We start from the raw sequence: 18,664 nt of genomic DNA, 5'->3' as shown, positions 1-18,664 counted from the left end.
GGCTCCTATCAGGCGGGGCCCCCGCCATTTCGCCTGAACCTCGACGCTTGACCGCCTTGGGTCCGGGCCCGTGCCCGTTCACCCGCGGGTCAGGCCCAACTCGCCCGCGCGCACCCCGGCCTGGAAACGTGAGCCCGCGTCCAGGGCGACGAGGAGTTCGGCGACTCTGCGGCGGTAGGTGCGCAGCGACATGCCCAGCTCGCGTGAGGCGGACACGTCGGTCATTCCGGAGCCCAGTGCGTACAGCACCTCGCGGGCTCGCGCGTCGATCCGGGGCCGGTCGGGGTCGAAGAAGGCCGCCAGTTCGGTGGCCGTCTCCCACGCTGCTTCGAACAGCGCGTACGCCCCGCTCACCAGGGCGGGTTCGGCACTCATCGTGTACTTACGGTGCTGGGGGCCGAGGGCGGACGAGGCTGAGGACGCGGGATCGGTCAGGAACATGGTTCGCCGGTCGATGAAGACCGTTCCCTGAGGCAACGGGGTGGTGGTGATCCGCACCTGCATGCCGTGGGCGGCCATCTCGCGCAATACCTCCCGGTCGCGCTCGTCGGCGAGCGCGGCGGGACTGTACAGCTTGCGGGCTTGACGTGCCCCGTCACGTCGAATCTGCAGACGGGCGGACTCGCGGGCCTTGGGCCAGGTGTCGAGGTCGCGGGCTGCGCTGACCCATTCCGCGTCGTACAACTCCATCAAGGGCTTGATCCGCGCGTGCAGCTCAAGATCACCCTTGAGAGCCATGTGCTGTGGCATGCCTTCATTGTGCCGCTGGCAGCAAGGTGCCACAGCCTCGTCGGCAGGTCGCGCGCCGTGCAGGCTGGCCCCATGAGCAATGAATTCCGCCTCGGAGGCGACCTGGCCGTGAACCGGCTCGGCTTCGGTGCCATGCGCCTGCCGTCCCAGGAGGGCATGGGTGGGCCCGCCCGCGACCCCGAGACCGGCCGCGCCGTACTGCGCCGCGCCGTCGAGCTGGGCGTCAACCACATCGACACCGCCGACTTCTACGTGAGCGCCGGTGTTGCGGTGCGCGCGAACACCCTGATCCGCGAGGCCCTCCATCCCTACGCGTCCGACCTCGTCATCGCCACCAAGGTGGGCCCCATCACCCGCCCCGACGGCTTCCATCAAGCGTCCCCGGCGGACATGCGCGGCCTGGTGGAAGCCAACCTCCAGGGTCTGGGCGTGGACCGCCTAGATCTCGTCTACCTGCGCATCGGGGCGATGACGCCTCCGCACGGGGAGTCGCTCGCCGAGCGCTTCGAGGCCCTCGCTGTGCTGCGTGAGGAGGGTCTGATCCGTCACCTCGGCCTCAGCAACGTCGACAACGCCCATCTCGCGGAGGCCCGCGCGATCGCCCCGGTCGTGGCGGTGCAGAACCAGTTCCACGCCGCCAAGCGCGACGACGTGGAGCTGCTGGCCGCCTGCGAGGAGTCCGACATCGCGTTCGTGCCTTTCTTCCCGCTCGGTGGCGGCCGGGAACTCGACGACGAGCGGCTGGCAAAGGTCGCGGCCCGGCACGGCGCCGCCGTGTCGCAGATCGGCCTCGCCTGGTTGCTGGCCGCCTCGCCGGTGACGCTGGCCATTCCCGGCACGGGCTCCCTGTCGCACCTGGAGGACAACATGGCCGTCGCAGGGATCACCCTCAGCGCAGAAGACCTCGCCGACCTCTCCTGACGACCGGGGGCTGTCGAAGCGCCTCAGGAGAACCGTCGAGCATCGTCGTGATGAGGGGCGCGACCGCAGGGAACCCCGCCAGGCTAGTACGTCCACGCCGCGCTGCGGGCCGGCGCGAGCGGCTTCCTCTCAGCTCGTGGGCGGGGCGCTGACGGGAGCGGGGCACATTCGCGCCTTCGAACACGGCGACGGTCAGATCCGCGACCATCTCCCTGTCCACTGGGTGCGGGCACCGGTCGAGCACCTCGTACACCATCGACCGCATCCAGTGCAGGAATCGCTCGTGGGCCTCCCGCACGGCTGACGAGTGGTCGAGTCGCTCGTGCGAAGCCCGATGCAGCGAGCGGAAAGTACGCATGTCCGCGAGGCACCGGGTCAGCGCGGTGAGCGGATCGCGGTCACGGAGTTCGCCGGCCGGCGCCTGGATCTCGTGGCGGAGCATCCCGTCCATCACCGCGGCGAATATGTCGTCCTTTGACGAGTAATACCCGTAGACATTGCCTCGGGCGACACCTGCTGCCGCGCTGATGTCTGCCATCGCCGTGCCGGCATAGCCGCGGGTCAGGAACAGTTCCGTCGCGGCGGCGAGCAGCTCCGCGGCACGATCCTCGCGCTGAACGCGCCGCATCTTCCCCGGTGAGGGATCTCCAGGGACTCCTCGCCGGGGACCGGTGGGCACAGCACTCCTTCCTCCTGCGCAGGGCGCGGCCTGCCGGGTGTCTACACTCACTTGAGATGTGGTGAACTCATGGGAGGAGTCGGGATGCCGCGGAACCGCCAACAGATCCCCCGGGAGGAGCGCACGGGTGATCTGCTAGCCGCGGCCACCGAGCTCTTCCTCTCGAAGGGCTACGCCAAGACCACGATGGCGGACATCAGTTCCGCCGCCGGCGTGGCCCGGGGCAACGTCTACTGGTACTTCGACTCCAAGGACCACATCTTCGCCGCCGTCATCAACCGCATGCTCAGTCGCGAGATCCGCATCCTGAACGAGGAGCAGGCCGGTGCCGATCCGCTGAGCCGCCTGGTGCGCGGGCTGTCCGACATGCGCTACTCCCGTCCGCTGCACCAGGCCATGCACGACCGGCTTCCCCATTCGGAGGCAGTTCGCGAGGCCCACAGCACCTTCATGAACTGGATCGTCGGACTGGTCGACGAGTTCATGGCCGAGCGCGGCCTCGACGACGCCCCTGGCATCGATGCCGAGCTCGTCCGCGATGTCGCGGTCGCCGTCTTCGAAGGGGCGCACGTGCCCAATGACTGGAACAGACCGGCCCACGAGATGATCCGGTTTCTGTTGGAGTCCGTCGTGGCCAGGAGTTCAGCGGCCAAGGGGCGGAAGCGCTGAACGCGGTACCTCAGACGAGGTGAGGCCCGACTCCCGCTGATACCGTCCGCGCCGCTCCGGCCGCTTTCGCGTCCGGAGGCGGGACCGTCGCACCGCGCAGTATGCCGAGCACGGCGACGGGATCCGCGGGAGCCTGCCGGCCTCGCCAGCCGACGTGACCGTCCGGGCGGACGAGCACCAGCGGCCGCTCGTACAGCTCCGCGGCGGCAGGGTCGGCGAGGCGCAGCACCGTCAACGGCACACCACACCCGCGCGCGGCCTCCACCAGAGGCATCGGGTCCGCGGAACCCGAGACCACGAGCGTGAACCCGCGCCCGAAGTGGTCGAGCACCGAGCTGCCGTCGGGCAGCCAGACGTGGGGTGCGCGGCAGCCGGGCCACGTCGACGGTACGTACTCGTCCGGCTCGTCGGGCGGTTCCGGACTGCCGTCCGGCACGCAGATCGGGGAATCGCCGTAACGGTATCCGAGCTGGACGCCCGTGCAGCGGAACTCCTTGGCCCGGGACCGGCGGATCTCCTCGCCCAGCTCACGTCGGAGCCGCTCGCCTTCCGCGTCCATGCGGTCGAGCACCGGATCGGGGACGAGCCGCGCGTCGGCCCTCCAGTTGCTGGAGGCTTCCGTGACGTTGCGGACGGCGACCGGCCGCCGCTCCTTCTCGTAGCTGTCCAGGAGCGCCGGGCCGCCCCATCCTTGGAGGGTCGCGGCGAGCTTCCAGCCGAGGTCCACGGCGTCGCCGATCCCGGTGTTGGCGCCGAAGCCTCCCTTGGGCCAGAGCAGATGCGCGGCGTCGCCCGCGAGGAACACGCGCCCCTCCCGGTAGGTGCGGGCCACGACGCAGTGTCCGCTCCAGGGCTGCGCTGCGAGGATCTCCACGTCGATCGGCGCACCGACGGCGTCGCGTATCCAGGCGACCGCGTCGTCGGGGTCGGGCTCCTCGTCCAGGTAGACCGAGAGCCGCCACTCGTCCACGCCGTTGACGACCGTGATGTACGGCCTGCGCACCGACGACAGGGTGTGGATCTGCACCGCCGGGCCGCCCAGCCGCTCCCGCAGCAGGTCCAGCAGCTGCGGCGAACGGAAGTGCACGGCGAAGTTGTGCCCCTGGGCGAACATGCCCTCGAACTCGATGCCGAGCGCCCGACGTATGCCGCTGCGGCCTCCGTCGCAGGCCACCAGGTAGGTGCCGGTCAGCGTCTCCGTGGCACCGCTCGCCAGGTCGCGCACCACGGCCAGGACACCCTTGGAGTCCTGTTCCATCGTCTCCAGGAGGGTGCCGTACCTGATCTCGACTCCTGGCAGTTCACCGGCCGTGCGTGCGAGCAACGGCACGAAGGAGAACTTGGACAGGAATGCGGGACCCTCCGGCGTCAGCGGGTTGTACACGCCCGAAGACCGGTTGGTGACCCCGTAGTCGAACTCGGTGAGGACGTGCCCGGTGGCGGAGGTGGCGAACACCGTGCGGTGCGGGTAGTCCGGGGCCGGTGCCGACTCCGTGCGTGCCTCTGCCGCGCAACCCCAGCGCCGCAGGTGTTCCATGGTGCGTGAAAATATCGCCTCGCCTGCCGGAAAGGGCACGCGGCCGTCGCCCTGGTCGATCACGGTGACCGGTACACCACGCCACCCCAACTCGATCGCGAGCGCGAGGCCCACGGGCCCCGCTCCTACGACTAGGACGCGCCGAGATTCGGCTCTTTCGTGCTGGTCAGACATAGAAGATCTGCCTTCCTGAGCAAGGGTCGGACCGCTCATGGCCCTACCTCTTGAACCGGGGTCAGAATTGCACGCGCATGCCGATGTATGGAAGACCTGGAAAAACACAAGACTTTTGACCGATCGTGTGCGGTGATACGCTCGTCTTGGGTTCAAGAGACAGGGGACGTCATGGCGACTGCTGCTGATCAAGCCGACACCGGGAGCCATTGAGGCCGGTCCACTGCTGGGATCGACGCGTGCGCAGACGGCAGACCGTTCACGATCTGTCAATGCGCGGCAGCCCGATGGTGCCTACGTCCTGAACCGCGTCCTCAACACGACCCAGCAGTTCCGTCGTACAGGCGGCAAGTGGCGCGTCGCGCGCCGCGCCTCAAGGCCGCTGCACCCCAGCGTTTGACGGGCAAGGAGGCCCTGACGATGACGACGCCCCCCAAGCCGGGACAGGGGCCGGCCGGACGCAAGCCGTCGCGCCGCAGCTCTCCGGGCTGGTGCTCAAGACCGCGCACTACGACGACTTGGCCGCTCCTTCTACACCCACGTCCTTGGGCACGGCCCGTTTTGCGAGCGGGCCCCTGACCCGGAGGCCCCGCCGCGCCCCGCACGCATGCCCGAGCGGGCGGTCGACGTCCGGCTGGGCTTCCTCCGCATCGCGGACGCCCCGCACAGCCAGGTCCTCGCAGCTCATCCACCCTGTTCCAGCGCTGGTCGCCTATCTGTCCCGGCAGACGACCCTTGAACCCGGCGACGTGATCAGCACCGGAACCCCGGCCGGCGTGGGCCACACGCGGGGACTCTTCCTGAGGTCCGGCACCGAGGTGCGCATCGAGATCGAAGGCATCGGCACCCTTGTCAACACCTGCGCTTGATCGACCGGGCGCGCCGGGGGGCGGCATTCCAGCCGGAGGAACGGCCCCCTCACCACACGATTCCGGCAGGCTACGGAGAACATGACGACATGAGTACACAAGCCAAGGACAGCTTCGGTGGCGGAGACCCGTGGGGATACATCCAGCCGTGGGACGAGGAGCGTTTCGGCCCGGAGATCCAGGACGTCGACCTGAGGGCGAAATGGGAAATGGCCATGGCCATCGCCGGTGGCCTGCCGTATATCTGGCAGGAGCTGGCGCGGCCGATTTCCGAGATCGTCTACGGTCTGCTCGAACTCCGTGCCGGAGACCGGGTTCTGCTCATCGGTGAGGGCATCGCGCCCTCCGGATGGGTTGAGGACATGCGGGCTTTGGTGGGGCCGGAGGGCGTCATCGACACCGTGGAGATCATCAAGGACGGACGGAACGCGGTCCTTGGCAAGGTCCCCGGTCGGAACGGCCAGATCGGCTGCTGGCGCTGGTCGTACACGGACTCGGTGGACGACGAGGCATACGATTGCGTCGCCGTGTTGCAGGCGACGCAACACTGTGACGACTGGGCCGAGACGGCTGCGGACCTGCTGCGGGTGATGAAGCCCGGTCGGCGCATCGTGCTCGCCGAATCGGTCCTGAAGGGAGCGACGTTCTTCTCCCGTATCAATTCCGACGTCCACCTTCGGCAGTGGTTCGACAAACTCTTCGCGCACGTCCCCGTGGACGACATCCCCTACTACTCCGGAGAGCAGATCCGCGAGGCGTTCGGGGACAAGGTCGACAGTCCTCAGCTGATGGAATGGAAGGGCATCGAGATGTACTGGGGCCGAAAGAAGTGACCATTGCCGCGAGCTTCAGGCGACAGGCTGCGGCACACATTCCCTCCCCGTCACCCGAGTCGATCCACTCATTCACCCAAGGACAAGGAGGTCCCCGTGAGTGTCGTTGAAGACGTCATGGTCTTGGGCTCCGACCATCCCTTGCGCAGTATCGTCCGCGACGAGCACCTGCTTCTCTCGCCGCCGCATCCCCCGAAGGTACCCGTCAAGCTGTGGGGGGAGCACCCGCCGCTGACCGTGGTGCACTACCCGCAGCGCTACGAGCCGGAAGCATTCGCCCCGCCGCGCGGCGTCTACGAGAACGACGAGATCCGCGTCGAGTGGCAGAAACTCGACGGCCGGCAGCCGTTCTACCACCGCAACTGCGACGTCGACGAGATCTCCTACCAGATCGGCGGCGAGCGGACGCTGATGTCCGAGCTCGGCGTGATCGAGTTCCAGCCCGGCGAGTTCTCCCGTATCCCGCGCGGCGTCGCCCACGACAACTACGGCCGCGAGGACAGCCACCTGCTGTTCTACATCCCCGCGCCGGTCACCGAACTGGCGCCGGCCCAGCGGGACTCCGGGGCCGTGTTCCCGCCGTTTCCCGGCTGGCAGCCCGGCGAGGCCAACGAGGCGATCACTCAGTGCATGGCCGCGGTCGGCCACGACATCACCGTCTTCGCGGTCGACGAACAGCTCCTGCTCGAGCAGGTGCACCAGGAGGACCGGCGGATGGCGGTGCTGCGGGCCGATCCCGGTGAGGACATCACCTGGCTGTACGCGACAGATCGCATCCGCCTCGGCATGGTCGCCACCATTCCCGGCGGACAGCGCCGCTACCGGCGCACCCTCGACGCCGACGAGATCCAGTACCAGGCCCATGGTCACCGCACGCTGATCACCCAGCGGGGCGTCGTCGACCTCCAGCCGGGCGACTTCGTGCGCATCCCGCTCGGCATCTCCCACACCAGCGTCGTGACCGAGCCCGGGGACTACGTCAGTCTCCTCTCGCACCAGGAACTGCCCCAGGTCGCCGAGACCACGCGTACGGCGGATGCCTACACCCCCGAACTTCTCCCGAGCCTCACCGTGGAGGTCCGCTGATGGCCACGATGCTTGCCCTGCGAGCGCACCAGGGCGCCGAAGCACTCGTCCTGGAGGAAGTGCCCGTCCCCGAGCCAGGTCCGCTCGACGTTGTCGTGAAGGTCGCCTCCGCCGGCCTGGCGCCGGGCATCATGCGCCTGCTTCGGATGGGAGCGCTCAAACACCTGCCCGCCACACTCGGCCACGAGGCCGCAGGCGTCGTCTCCGCCGTCGGCCGGGACGTCACCGGCCACGCGGTCGGCGATCGAGTGCGGGTGCACCCCCTGCTGAACTGCCGTGAGTGCGAGTACTGCCGTACCGACCGGGACATGATGTGCGCCCAGCAGGCCATGCTCGGCCACGCCGCCTTCGGCGATGCCCCGATGCCCCTGTACGAGCAGTACCACGACGGCGGACTCGCGGAATACGTCCGTGTCCCGCACTGGCTGACCGATTCCCTGCCGGACTCCGTCGGCTTCGACGTCGCGGCCAAGGTTCAGGATCTGGCCAACGCCGTGCGCGCACTCAAGTGCGCAGACCTGCCGGAACGGGCCACCCTCGTGGTCACCGCCGCGACCGGCACCATGGGAACCGCGACGGTCAAACTCGCGGAGCATTTCGGAGTCGCCCGTCTGATCCTCGTCGGCCGCGACAGCGAGCGCCTCCACCGCGTCGCCGGGCTCGCCGGCGGCGTCCCGGCCGGTGTCGTCGCACTCGACGAACTCCCTGAGAACTGGTCGACCGAGGGCACTCTCACCCGTCGGCTGCGCGAGCTGGCGCCCGAGGGAGCCCATGCCGTCATCGACTTCATCCCGGAGGGTCCCGCCCTCGGCCAGACCATGGCCGGCATGGCCACCGGCGGCACACTCGTGCACATGGGCGGTAACTCCACCCCGCTGTCGCTCCCCGCCATCGCCCTGATGATGCATTGCTGGCGCTTCGTCGCCACTCGCGCGTGCACCCGCCAGGACACGACGGATGTGCTGCGTCTGCTCGCGACGGGCGCCCTCACCGCCGACGAGCTCATCACCCATCGGTTCCCGCTCACCGAAGCGCTCAAGGCCATGGACGCCATAGAGCAACGGGTCGACGACCCGATGTGGATGACCGTGATCAATCCCTGAACGGACGCACGAGCGTGTCACGACTCTGAGAAGTCGCCACAGAACTGCGAGAGGAAGCCGGGAACGTGTCCGAATCACAAGCCGTACGCAGTCAGGAGCCGCCCCTGATCGCCGTGATCGGGGCGGCCGGGCTCTGCGGTACGTACGTGCTGAAGGCCGCGCTGCGAGCTCCATTCAGGGTCCGGGCCGTGGTGCACGGCCCGGCAGGGCGGGAACGAGTGGCTGCCCTGGGCGTGGACGACATCGTCGAGGCCGACCTGGTGAAGCCGGACAGCATCCGTCAAGCGCTGGAGAACGCGGACTCCGTGTTCATGATCCCGCCGGCGTTCCATCCGGAGGAAGACGTGCTCGCGATGAGGGCGCTCGAGGCGGCTGAGCACGCGGGCGCCCGCCGGTTCGTGTACCTGTCTGTTCTCCACCCCCACACCCCAGGGCTGCGCCACCACCTGCGCAAAGCGAACGCCGAGGCCGCCGTGCGGGCCTCGCGGCTGAACTGGACGATCCTCCAGCCCTCGATGTTCGCGCAGATCGTCCTGTCGACGTGGGGGAGGGCTCCGGCCGGCCCCGTCGGGGTGCCGTTCAACGTCGACAACGTGTTCTCGTTCATCGACTTGCGCGACCTCGGGGAAGCCGGCGTCAAGGTGCTTGCCGAGAAAGTCCACGACTCGGCGACCTACGAACTCGCGGGACCCGCCCTGACGTTGGCCGAGGCGGTGCGCTTCGCCGGGCGCGCGCGAGGAGTGGATCTGGAGGCGAGGACGGTGGACTGGGCGGACGCACCGCTCCCGCCGGGAGTGGCCGACTCCGCCTCCCGGGCCTCGGACATGCGCGCCATGTGGCAGGACTATGACCGGCACGGCCTGCGCGGCAACAGCAACGTCCTGCGGATGCTGCTCGGCCGTGTACCCGCGTCCTTCATGGAAGCGGCCACCGCGTTCGCCGCGAGAGACTGAGCGCCCCGACGCAGTCGTGGGGTGCCCGCCAATGGAGGGGAGACACCTCACGTAGGGAGAACGGAGAACCACCACCGCGCTGACGGCTGGTCGGTATGCGACGGACGAGCGGCCGGGGCGCACCACCATGTCGGGTTCGCGCGCCCACCGGGTGCGGTACGGCGGGCGGGTGGCAGCGGCTGCGCCCCCATGCCTACGCGTTCAACTGTGTGGGAAGCTGACAGGCCGTAGGCCATGGAGGACGGTGTCGACGATCTCTTCGGGCAGTCCATCCGGGAGGTCGGGGTCGTGGCGTACGAACGTGCGGATGAGCAGCGGGCCGACGAACATGTCGATGGCCAGTTCCAGGTCGATGCCCATGCGGAGGTCCCCGTTCAGTTGGCCTTGCCGGAGGATCTCCAGTCCGAGATCGCGCCGGGGAGCGATCACACCGGAGTGGTAGGCGGCCCATATCTTCGGGCTGCTTCTCATCTGGGTGTGTGCGGTGTGCAGGATCGCCGACGAGCGGCCGGCCAGGCTGCGTTGCCGCAGTGATTCCAGGAGAACGACCAGGTCGTCCCGCATCGACGTACCGGGGAGTTCCCGCTCAGGGGGCTCGGCAACGCGGATGACGTCGACGAAGAGGTCCTCCTTGTCGCTCCAGCGGCGGTAGATAGCCGCCTTGCCGACGCCGGCGGTGCGGGCGATGCGGTCGATGGAGAGATCGGTCAACGGGACGCCGTCCTCGAGAAGCATCAGCACCGCTTCCAGGACGGCCTGTTCCACGGCCTTGCTGCGAGGACGACCACGGGCGGAACCGTACGACGGCGGACGGCTCTCGGTACGGCTCATGGCTGTCCGTCCTTTCGCTCGCGGCGCACCAGCGAACGTCGCGCGGTCCACGTGGTGACCTCGTCTCCAGTGCAGCACTCACCTGCGCCTGACGATCTGTGTCCCGCTCGCCCTTTCCGCGTTCCTTTCTCACGTCGGCGCGCCGGATCCGGGAAGCGGCATTCGCTGGTCGGCCAGGGCTAGTTCAGCGATCGAGTGTCGATGGCGAGGGCGTCGGGGTTCAGTTCCTCGACCAAACGGTGGAGCAGACGGTGAATGGCGTCCTTGTCGTCCGGGGAGAGTGGCGACGTCGTCTCCCGTTCGATCCGACGCGCGATCGACGCGGCACGAGCGGCCGCCGCGTGTCCCTCGGCGGTCGCGAACAGGCGCATGCTGCGGCGGCTGGTCGGATGCGGCTCACGTCGCAGCAGTCCTCGCTCGACGAGCTGGCTCACTGCGGCTCCCATGGACTGGGCCGTGATGCCGGAGCGGCGCGCGATCTCCGCGGCGGACACCCCCGGCGTCCAGAGGACCTGTTGCAGAGCGTTGTGCTGAGCCAACGTGAGATCCTCCGCGCGCAGCGCCCGCTCCAGTCGTCCCGCGATGATCTGGGAGAACTGCCAGGCTAGGTATCCGGTGGTGGGGAACGCGGCGTCGGTCACGGTCGCAGTCTACGAGGGCGAGGTGTGCTGCTTGCGAGCCTGCCACCAGTCAGGGGAGCTGGGCCTCTGTGTCACGGACCGTGGGCCGAGGCCGCCTTTCCGTCCTGCAGCGGGCGTGGGGGAACGGCGCTCGGCAGACTGACAGGTCAGTCGTCGGTCGCGCGCCGTGGTCCGCGGGCATCAAGCCAGAAAAGCACCACGGCGGCGACGAGGATCCACGCCACCAGGACGACGACTCCCGCGGTGAGACCGTCGTTGTTGAAGTGGGACAAGCCTTGGACGGCTCGTACGCCGACTCCCACCGGGAGGATCTCCGAGAGCGGATGCAGCCAGCCAGGCAGGTAGGCGGTGGGCAGCGTGCCACCACTCGTGCTGTTGCCGAAGGTCAGCAGGACCACGGCGGCCAGCGACATCCCGGCGCGGCCGAAGAGACGCATGAACATCATGGTCGCGCTGCCGACGGCCGCGGCCATCAGTGCGATGACCCCCGCGATGCCCAGGAAGGGGCCCGGCAGCGCCGAGAAGCCCAGGCTGCCGGCCATCGCCGCCACGAGGACGCCGGCGAGGACGCTGAAGGAGGCCAGGCTGGCCAACCTCCACCGGTACTCCAGTCGCGGAGCCATCTGGTAGGTCATCATGCCGAACAGGAATCCAGCCAGCACGACGCCGAACCCCGCGTAGAACACAGACATACCGCGGGTGTCGCCCGCCGAGGCCGGCACCACGTCCTGCACGGTCAGCCGGTCTCCGCTCGCCTTGGCGACACCGGAGAAGGCACCGGTGACCGTCGAGGTCACCGAAGGGCCGTTGGCTCCGGCATACAGCAGATCGGCGGACTTCCTGGGGCCGGTGACATAGGCGGCATACACCTTTCGGTCCTGCAGCGCGTGGCGGGCCGCAGTCGCGTCGGGGTAACGCTTCACCTCGAATCCGCCGGGGAGCCCGAGTTCCAGCCCGCCGGTGATCTGTTCGAGCCGTTGGGTCGTCCCGACTACGGCGACCGGTAGGTCGTGAGGCCGCGGGGCGTGAAATGCGGCCAGGAACACGCTGACGAAGATCGAGCCGATGGCCAGCACGATCGCGACGGGGAGCAGAACCCCTTTCACCCCGGTGGCGCCCTGCGGCGCTGGAGCGGCGTCCATCGCGTGGTGATGGTGCGCATGGCGCGGCTCGGCGGAAGTGGTCGGTGGCGTGGACATGGGGAGGGGCCCTCTCGCAGTTCTCTTTATAAGGCACCTTCTAAGGTACCTTCTATTTGTACCATAGAAGTATCAGGCACCTTACTTTTGGAGTTGCTGATGGGGAGTCCTGACGCACAACCCTCGACGCGCGTGGGCTACCTGGCGTGGCAGGTGGTGCACGCGATGGGGACGCGTCTCGAGAGAGCGTTGCGCTCGCTCAACCTCACGGCCGCCCAGCACAACGCTCTGCAGCACGTCGCCTGGACCCCGGGCATCTCCGCTGCGGAGATCGCGCGTCGGACCGGCATCACTCCCCAGTCCATGGGCGCCGCTGTCAATGCGCTGGTCGACCGCGGCCTTCTGGCTCGCCGCGACCACCCTTTGAGCCGCAGGACCGTACAGCTGACCATCACCGACAGCGGCGCGAAGCTCGCTGAGCGGGCGCGGGGTGTGGTGGAACGTCTCGACGAGGACGCGCTTGCGGTCCTCGCCCCCGCCGAGCGGGCAGTCGTACACACCCTGCTGCTCCGCATGCTTGCCGAGCTCAATCCCGATGCTTTGCCGACGACGGACCTGCGTGGCACGAGCTGAGCGCGTCGTGCCCACATCCGGGTGAGGCTCGGACAAGGCCTGGCCTGTTGGCACGGTCAGTGCAGCACCTCCGCGGCCTCTTCCCCGATCTGGCGAAGCAGGTCGCTCATGCGGCGGAGATCGGTTCGGCTCGTGCGGGTGACCACCGCCTGCCGCCGGTTGCATCGGGCTCGGCCCCTCCGATATTGACCGGCTTCTGCTCGTCCGCCTTGTCCACCTGGTCTCAGGCCATCGCGGCTGCCGCCACCGCGGCACCGCGATGCGGGTGCGCGGCGCCTTTCGATGTCCTGCGCGCCGACTTCGCGCGCACGGTGCGCAGCCGGTCCTGGCCGGCGGCAGCGTCGGGTCTCGGCGCGCCTGTCGAACCAGCCCCGCCGTCCTGACCGGGCGTGTTGCCCGGCACGGTCGTGGGTCACCCTCATCGGTGGCCGGCGACCTGTTGCTGGACAGCGTCTGAACGCACACCCCGCCACGTGCTCGTCATAACCGCTGCGGGGTCGATGGGTCAGGGGGAGACCGGAGGCAGGCCGCCCTCGTGAACGTGATCCTGTGGTAAGTGCAAGGCAATCGTCGCTCCCTTGCCCGGGCCGGCCGATTCCGCGGTGATGTCTCCGCCGTGGGCTCGGGCGATGCCCCGGGCGATGGTCAGGCCGATGCCGCTGCCGCCGGCGGCAGCGGGTCGCCCGGGATGCTCAAGGCGTTCGAAGCGGTGGAAGATGCGCTCCCGGTCGTGTTCGGCGATGCCGATGCCGTCGTCCATGACGCGGACGATCACGTGGTGCGCGGGAGACGGTTCAGCGTGCACGGACAACGACACATGTCCCTGCCGGTCGCACGCGGCCAGTGCGTTGCCGAGCAGGTTCACCAGGACCTGGGTGATCCGGTCCGGGTCGCAGAGAGCGGCGACGGGTGTGCCTGCGTCAACGACCAGGGCCACCATCTGGTCCTCGTATTGGGGGCGCAGTCGCTCGGCTGTGCTCCGAGCGAGCATGGCTATGTCGGTGGGCCTGCGGCGAAGATCGAAGGCGCCTTCCTCCGACCGGGACAGGCTGGAGAGGTCGCCGGCCAGGCGCTGCAGCCGGTCGAGGTCGTCGGCAAGGGAGGCGAACATCGCCTCATCGGGCGTGAAGATGCCGTCGGCGATGCCCTCTATCTGGCCGCGAAGGATGGTGATGGGGGTGCGCATCTCGTGGGCGACCTCGGAGATCAGCCGGGCGCGGCGGCGTTCGGTGTCGGCGAGGGCAGCCGCCAGCGTGTTGACGTCTTGGACCAGCGCTGCCAGGCCCGGCTCACTGGGAAGTTCGAGGATGTCGTCGTAGTGTCCCTCGGCGAGCCGGCGCGTGGCGGCGCGCACCCTGTCGAGCGGACGCAGCAGAAACCGGGACAGGGCGACGGACGCCGGGAATGCCGCGGCCCCTCCGAACAAAAGGCCGACTTGCAGGACCACATCGCCTTCGACGTCGTCGAAACCGAGCCACACCTCGATCAGCGCGCTGATCGCCGCCATGGCTGCCAGTGCCAGGAGCAGCACCATGACGTGCGAGAGCACCAGCCGGTTGCGGAACGACAGACGCTCCTTGATTCGGCGCAGCCGCGCACGAGGCCGGTAGAAGGCCGGAAAGCGCGGGGCAGGCATGGGTGGATGTCCTTCCTGGCCGCTAGGCGGGGCGCCCGATGAATCGGTAGCCGATGGTGCGGACGGTTCCCACGAACCGGGGTGCGCCCGCGTCGTCGCCCAGCGCGCGCCGCAGAGTGCGGATGTGCACGTCCACGACGCGCTCGTCGCCGAAGAAGTCATCGCCCCATACTTGGGCCAGCAGGCCGCGCCGGGTGAAGACCCGCCCGGGGACACGGGCCAACGCGAACAACAGATCGAAGTCGAGGGCGGACAGCTCCACCGTTCGGTCGGCATCGACCAGGACGGTTCGCGTCGCCTGATCGACAGTCAGCCCGTCGAAGCGCAGCACGCCGTCCTCGTGGTCCGCCTCGGACCGTCTGTCGGTGCGCCGCAGGATGGCGCGCACCCGTAGTGCCAGTTCGCGGGGGCTGAACGGCTTGGTGACGTAGTCGTCACTGCCGGTGGTGAAGCCGATCAGCCGGTCGACCTCCTCGTCCCGGGCGGTAAGCATGATCACCGGAATCTGGCTCGCCTCCCGGATGCGGCGCAGGACCTGGAATCCGTCCAGGCCCGGAAGCATCACGTCGAGCACGACGAGGTCCGGCCGGTCGCGGGTGACCGCCTGCAGAGCGGACCGTCCGTCCGCGGCTTCGACGACGTCGAACCCGTCCGCCTCCAGGTAGCCGCGCACGGTCATACGGATCTTGGGCTCGTCATCGACGACCAGAACGCGCTGCGTACTCATCGTGCTCGCTTTCCATCGCCGAGAGAGGAAGGGGGAGGAGGAAGGCCGTCATGGCCGCAGGGCACCAGCGGCGTGGAGGCAGAGGGCCTCGAATGCCGTCAGCGTACGGTGTCTGTCGTGGCTGGCGACGCTCTCGTGGGCCGGCTGCGCCCAACGAGCGCCGCGCCGCCGGATCGCCGAACAACTCGATGAGGGTCAGCAAGGGCGCCCACAACACCGGGCAGGAAGAGGCAGCCGTCGCGGTTGGGTGGACGAGGCGCAGCAGCGCTGTCGCGTCGGCCGCGACGACGGGCTTGCCCGCTGCCATGGCCTCCGAGGTGACCAGGCTCTGCAGCTCCACGGTGTCGAGCACGCAGAAGATGTCGCAGCGGGCACAGAAGTCCAGGACCTCTTGGTCGGTTGCGAGGCCGGGGAAGGTGACGCGGTCCCGGCTGCTGAACTCGTCCGCCAGATGCTTCAAGGCACCGCCGCAGGAAGGAAGTGCGTGATGTTGGAGCCGAACTCCTCCAGCAGACGGGGAAGCCGGGATGGAACGCGGTGCCGGGCGGTGCACCGTGATCCCCTTCTCCACGCCGGTCCCGGCGCCGGCTTCCCCATCCTGTGTGTCGCGCTCGCCCGGCCAGGCCACGTCGATCTCCCTCGCCGGCCTCCCCGCCAGCCAGCGCCGGCCTTTGCACTGAGCTCCGTCCGCGGTCACTCGGCCGGGCAGCGGGCGGCGGGCCGGGCCGGCGTAGGGTCGCGGCTCAGCGCGAGCCGGAGCGGCGTATACGCGCCTTCAGCTTCGGGAACTGCTCGAGGGCGTTGTTCCGCTCGAGAGCGATCCGCCGGCGCCGGCTGTAGATCTCGTCGACGGTCGGTTCGGGGTCGCCTGCCTTGAGATTCGGCAGGCTGCCCTTGAGGAAGGGCATCGTCTCGACGTTGTCGGCCGCGTAGAGGTGGCGGGTCGCCGGCCAGTCACTGCCGAACATGATGTGGCTGTCGGGCACCAGCGACGACAGCGGCTGCAACTGCGCGGCGGTGAACGCCTGTGCGTTGTCGAAGTACATCCGCTTCATGTACGTGAGGGGGCCTTCGGGCAGCACCTCGTTGAACGGCGGGAAGGCCGAGTGCCGGGTCGCGAGCCGGAAGGCAAGGAACGGCAGTGCCCCGCCGCTGTGGGTGAAGTGCCAGCGGATGTTGGGGTAGTCCCGCAGGACACCGTTGTAGATCAGGCTCGTCATCGCGCGGGTCGCGTCGAAGTTGTACTCGAAGACGTTGTTCCCGGCCGGGATGTCGGGGCCGAAGCACAGCTTGGGAGCCGGGTTGTTCTCCGGACCCGTCGGGTGGACGTAGACGTAGGCACCGCGGTCGTTGAGGATCTCGTACAGAGGCGCGAACGAAGGGTCCCCCAGGTAGGTGCCCTTGTAGTTGGTGAGCAGGCAGATGCCGTCGAGATCCAGTTCGCCGAGCGCGCGGTCCACCTCGGCCACCGAGCCCTCGATGTCGGGCATCGGGGTGACCGCGAAGATCCCGAACCGGTCACCACGGGTCTGCACGAGGTCGTGGGCGTAGTCGTTGACCGCGCGGGCGGTGGCGCGCCGGTCGTCGACCGGGCCGACGGTCACCTGGAGGTCGCCGAACGACAGGACGCTGGCCTGGATCCGGTACTGGTCCATGAAGGCCAGGTGCCGATCCACCGACCAGGGACCGTACGCCCCGGTAATGGCGCCGAGGAGGCCATAGCGCTTGAGGTAGTCGTTGTACACGTCGGGCGAGTAGTGCGCGTGGGTATCGATACGCCAGTTGCCCTTCGGCAGCCCCTGGCCGGACGGTGCCGCCTCCTGACTGGCCAGGGCAGCAGGCATGGTGGCCGCAGCAGCCGTGACAAGTGCCGCGGCCGATGCTCCTTCGATCACCCTTCGACGCGAGATGTTCCGTCGCAGGTTCATTTCCGGTGCTCCTCTTCGTTCCGTGTGCGAGTCAGTTCGTGTGTGCGTGCGTCACGGCGCCGTCGCCCGGCCGGCAGGGTCCGCGCGGAAGGGCGATGGTCCCCGCGATGGTGCAGACCGCTCTCTCTTCGGGCTGGCCTGCGCGCGGTCCAGGCCGACCGGGGAGCGCAAGCGGCCAAGTCGCTTCTCGGCCGGGCCGGTTGCCGCCAAAAGGCCGGTCCGGCGCTCAGGCGTGGGAACCCACGGCGCCGACGCAGCCGCATAGGCCGGCGTTCACCGGTCGGCTAGTGCAGCGGACCCGCGAGCAACGCCGTCGGCCCCGCTGCCGCTGCCCCCACCGAGGTGAACAGGCGGGCGGTCCCTTCATGCGGTGCGTCATCGCCGAGCTCGTGTCCAGAGGGCTCCACGTGCCTGGCCGACCCCAAGCCAAGGACACGCCGGTCACGACGGAACCGGACAGCGAGGTGCCGATCGCAGAAGTCAGGTGCCGCACAGCAGGGTGGTCGACGTTGTCCACCGGCGGGACGAGGAGTACGTGCATGACCGCCAGACAACAGCCGCCTCATAAAGCGCCTACCACTCAGCACATGAAGCCCTTATGAAGCCGATCGCCGCACTGGCGACCGTGCCTTCGAGAGCTTCGTACTGGTTGCGGGGCGTCGCTCAGTTCGGTGGTCGACCAGACCGGCTCGGCCGGCCAAGGGTCGGCGAGCACGTCCGGGAGTACCTGACGGCGCTCCACATGCGGACGCGGACAGCTGGCCGGCGGCCATGCCGGTGTGCAGTAGTGCCCAGCAGCGGACGGCGAGGCTCACTCGACAGGGGCGGCGATGACGGGTTGTCAGTAGTCCGGTCCAGCTGCCTGAACGCGGTTGTTCCCCTCCGTCAGGAGCTTTCGGTGACTACTACCGGGAGTCCCGCTGTGCGCCGGAGGGCTGCAGCGTGGTGAGCCATTGGGCGACGACGGCGTCGATGAAGGCGTCGGTGACCTGGCCACGGTCGAGAAAGAGGCGGGCGAGGACGGGCCCGTAGAGCAGGGTGAACTCGTCGTCGCTGATCTGGATGCCCGAAGGCTCCAGCAGCTTGTTGAAGCCGACGTAGCGGTCTTCGCCGATGCGGACGAGCGCCCGCGCACTGTCGGGGTCGTGGTCGGCCTGGGCGGTGACGGCCAGGGCCGCGGCTCGCACGGCCGGCACGCTGACGCCGGCGCGCAGGCTCTTCAGCCAGGCGGTGGCCACCTCACGCACGTCGCTGCCCGGTTCGGGGTAGGTGCCGAGGTCGGGGCCTTCGAGGACGAGGTCGAAGAGCAGCGCGGCCCTGGTGGGCCAGTGCCGGTAGAGGGTTTGGCGGGTGACGTCCGACCGCTCGGCCAGCAGGGCGTAGCTCAGCCCGGCAGGTCCGACCTGAGGCAGCAGTTCCCGCGCGACCGCCAGCACGCGATTGCGGGTGCGCTGCACGCGCGGGTTGCCCGGAGTCGGCTGACGGCGGTGGAGGGGCTGCTTCATGCCACCACCCTACCCGCACATCATACGGCGTGTGTGATTGACGTCACAGG

General features: G+C 68.8%; 19 protein-coding genes. 8 read left to right on the top strand and 11 right to left on the bottom strand.

Annotated features, from left to right (window positions below; all coding sequences use genetic code 11):
- Positions 1-78: 78 nt before the first annotated feature.
- Entirely contained in the window at positions 79-750 is a 672-nt protein-coding gene (locus OG562_RS03620; protein ID WP_266393522.1) for a DNA-binding response regulator, read from the bottom strand.
- A 72-nt stretch (positions 751-822) separates the two neighbouring features.
- Between OG562_RS03620 and OG562_RS03615 the strand changes: the two genes are divergently transcribed.
- Positions 823-1,671 (top strand): aldo/keto reductase, encoded by an 849-nt coding sequence (locus OG562_RS03615; protein ID WP_266393521.1) that lies wholly within the window; start codon positions 823-825, stop codon positions 1,669-1,671.
- Here OG562_RS03615 and OG562_RS03610 read toward each other — a convergent pair.
- Positions 1,640-2,299, bottom strand: a complete 660-nt coding sequence (locus tag OG562_RS03610; RefSeq protein ID WP_266393519.1) for a TetR/AcrR family transcriptional regulator — start codon at positions 2,297-2,299, stop codon at positions 1,640-1,642. The two genes, OG562_RS03615 and OG562_RS03610, sit on opposite strands and share 32 nt — an antisense overlap.
- 135 nt (positions 2,300-2,434) lie before the next feature.
- Between OG562_RS03610 and OG562_RS03605 the strand changes: the two genes are divergently transcribed.
- A complete protein-coding gene (locus tag OG562_RS03605; RefSeq protein ID WP_266393516.1) occupies positions 2,435-3,019 on the top strand; it encodes a TetR/AcrR family transcriptional regulator in 585 nt (194 codons plus the stop codon).
- Between the two features lie 10 nt (positions 3,020-3,029).
- Here the strand turns inward: OG562_RS03605 and OG562_RS03600 are convergent, their stop codons facing one another.
- A complete protein-coding gene (locus OG562_RS03600; protein ID WP_266393514.1) occupies positions 3,030-4,730 on the bottom strand; it encodes an FAD-dependent monooxygenase in 1,701 nt (566 codons plus the stop codon).
- A 491-nt stretch (positions 4,731-5,221) separates the two neighbouring features.
- On the opposite strand from OG562_RS03600, the gene OG562_RS03595 reads away from it, so the two are divergent.
- From OG562_RS03595 to OG562_RS03575, 5 genes are all read left to right on the top strand, one after another.
- Positions 5,222-5,599, top strand: a complete 378-nt coding sequence (locus tag OG562_RS03595) for a fumarylacetoacetate hydrolase family protein (protein ID WP_266393512.1) — start codon at positions 5,222-5,224, stop codon at positions 5,597-5,599.
- A gap of 89 nt (positions 5,600-5,688) precedes the next feature.
- On the top strand, positions 5,689-6,432 hold the full coding sequence (locus OG562_RS03590) for a hypothetical protein (protein ID WP_266393511.1): 744 nt from the start codon (positions 5,689-5,691) through the stop codon (positions 6,430-6,432).
- Positions 6,433-6,528: 96 nt separating this feature from the next.
- Positions 6,529-7,518, top strand: a complete 990-nt coding sequence (locus OG562_RS03585; RefSeq protein ID WP_266393509.1) for a hypothetical protein — start codon at positions 6,529-6,531, stop codon at positions 7,516-7,518.
- A complete protein-coding gene (locus OG562_RS03580) occupies positions 7,518-8,621 on the top strand; it encodes an alcohol dehydrogenase catalytic domain-containing protein (protein WP_323187474.1) in 1,104 nt (367 codons plus the stop codon). Before OG562_RS03585 ends, OG562_RS03580 begins: the two co-directional genes overlap by 1 nt.
- Before the next feature lie 65 nt (positions 8,622-8,686).
- Entirely contained in the window at positions 8,687-9,574 is an 888-nt protein-coding gene (locus OG562_RS03575; RefSeq protein ID WP_266393508.1) for an SDR family oxidoreductase, read from the top strand.
- A gap of 201 nt (positions 9,575-9,775) precedes the next feature.
- On the opposite strand, the gene OG562_RS03570 is transcribed toward OG562_RS03575, so the two are convergent.
- The 3 genes from OG562_RS03570 to OG562_RS03560 form a co-directional block, all read right to left on the bottom strand.
- Positions 9,776-10,405, bottom strand: coding sequence for a TetR/AcrR family transcriptional regulator (locus OG562_RS03570; protein WP_266393507.1), 630 nt, complete (start codon positions 10,403-10,405; stop codon positions 9,776-9,778).
- Positions 10,406-10,584: 179 nt separating this feature from the next.
- Positions 10,585-11,046, bottom strand: coding sequence for a MarR family winged helix-turn-helix transcriptional regulator (locus OG562_RS03565; RefSeq protein WP_266393505.1), 462 nt, complete (start codon positions 11,044-11,046; stop codon positions 10,585-10,587).
- A gap of 146 nt (positions 11,047-11,192) precedes the next feature.
- Entirely contained in the window at positions 11,193-12,245 is a 1,053-nt protein-coding gene (locus OG562_RS03560; RefSeq protein ID WP_266393503.1) for an ABC transporter permease, read from the bottom strand.
- Between the two features lie 132 nt (positions 12,246-12,377).
- Between OG562_RS03560 and OG562_RS03555 the strand changes: the two genes are divergently transcribed.
- Entirely contained in the window at positions 12,378-12,818 is a 441-nt protein-coding gene (locus OG562_RS03555) for a MarR family winged helix-turn-helix transcriptional regulator (protein WP_266393501.1), read from the top strand.
- A gap of 505 nt (positions 12,819-13,323) precedes the next feature.
- On the opposite strand, the gene OG562_RS03550 is transcribed toward OG562_RS03555, so the two are convergent.
- From OG562_RS03550 to OG562_RS03530, 5 genes are all read right to left on the bottom strand, one after another.
- Positions 13,324-14,454: a cell wall metabolism sensor histidine kinase WalK gene (locus tag OG562_RS03550; protein ID WP_266393499.1), complete on the bottom strand. Its 1,131-nt coding sequence runs from the start codon at positions 14,452-14,454 to the stop codon at positions 13,324-13,326.
- A 22-nt stretch (positions 14,455-14,476) separates the two neighbouring features.
- On the bottom strand, positions 14,477-15,181 hold the full coding sequence (locus OG562_RS03545; RefSeq protein ID WP_266393497.1) for a response regulator transcription factor: 705 nt from the start codon (positions 15,179-15,181) through the stop codon (positions 14,477-14,479).
- Positions 15,150-15,641, bottom strand: a complete 492-nt coding sequence (locus tag OG562_RS03540) for a glycosyltransferase (RefSeq protein WP_266393495.1) — start codon at positions 15,639-15,641, stop codon at positions 15,150-15,152. The genes OG562_RS03545 and OG562_RS03540 overlap by 32 nt, the downstream gene beginning before the upstream one ends.
- A gap of 283 nt (positions 15,642-15,924) precedes the next feature.
- Positions 15,925-17,109 carry an amidohydrolase family protein gene (locus tag OG562_RS03535; protein WP_266393493.1) on the bottom strand — a complete coding sequence of 395 codons (1,185 nt, stop codon included), beginning with the start codon at positions 17,107-17,109 and terminating at the stop codon, positions 15,925-15,927.
- A gap of 905 nt (positions 17,110-18,014) precedes the next feature.
- On the bottom strand, positions 18,015-18,614 hold the full coding sequence (locus OG562_RS03530; protein WP_266393491.1) for a TetR/AcrR family transcriptional regulator: 600 nt from the start codon (positions 18,612-18,614) through the stop codon (positions 18,015-18,017).
- Positions 18,615-18,664: the final 50 nt, after the last annotated feature.

The organism is Streptomyces sp. NBC_01275 (genome assembly GCF_026340655.1).
GTDB lineage: Bacteria > Actinomycetota > Actinomycetes > Streptomycetales > Streptomycetaceae > Streptomyces.
The sequence above is the reverse complement of the archived record's forward strand: the minus strand, read 5'-3'. Positions and strand labels throughout refer to the sequence as shown.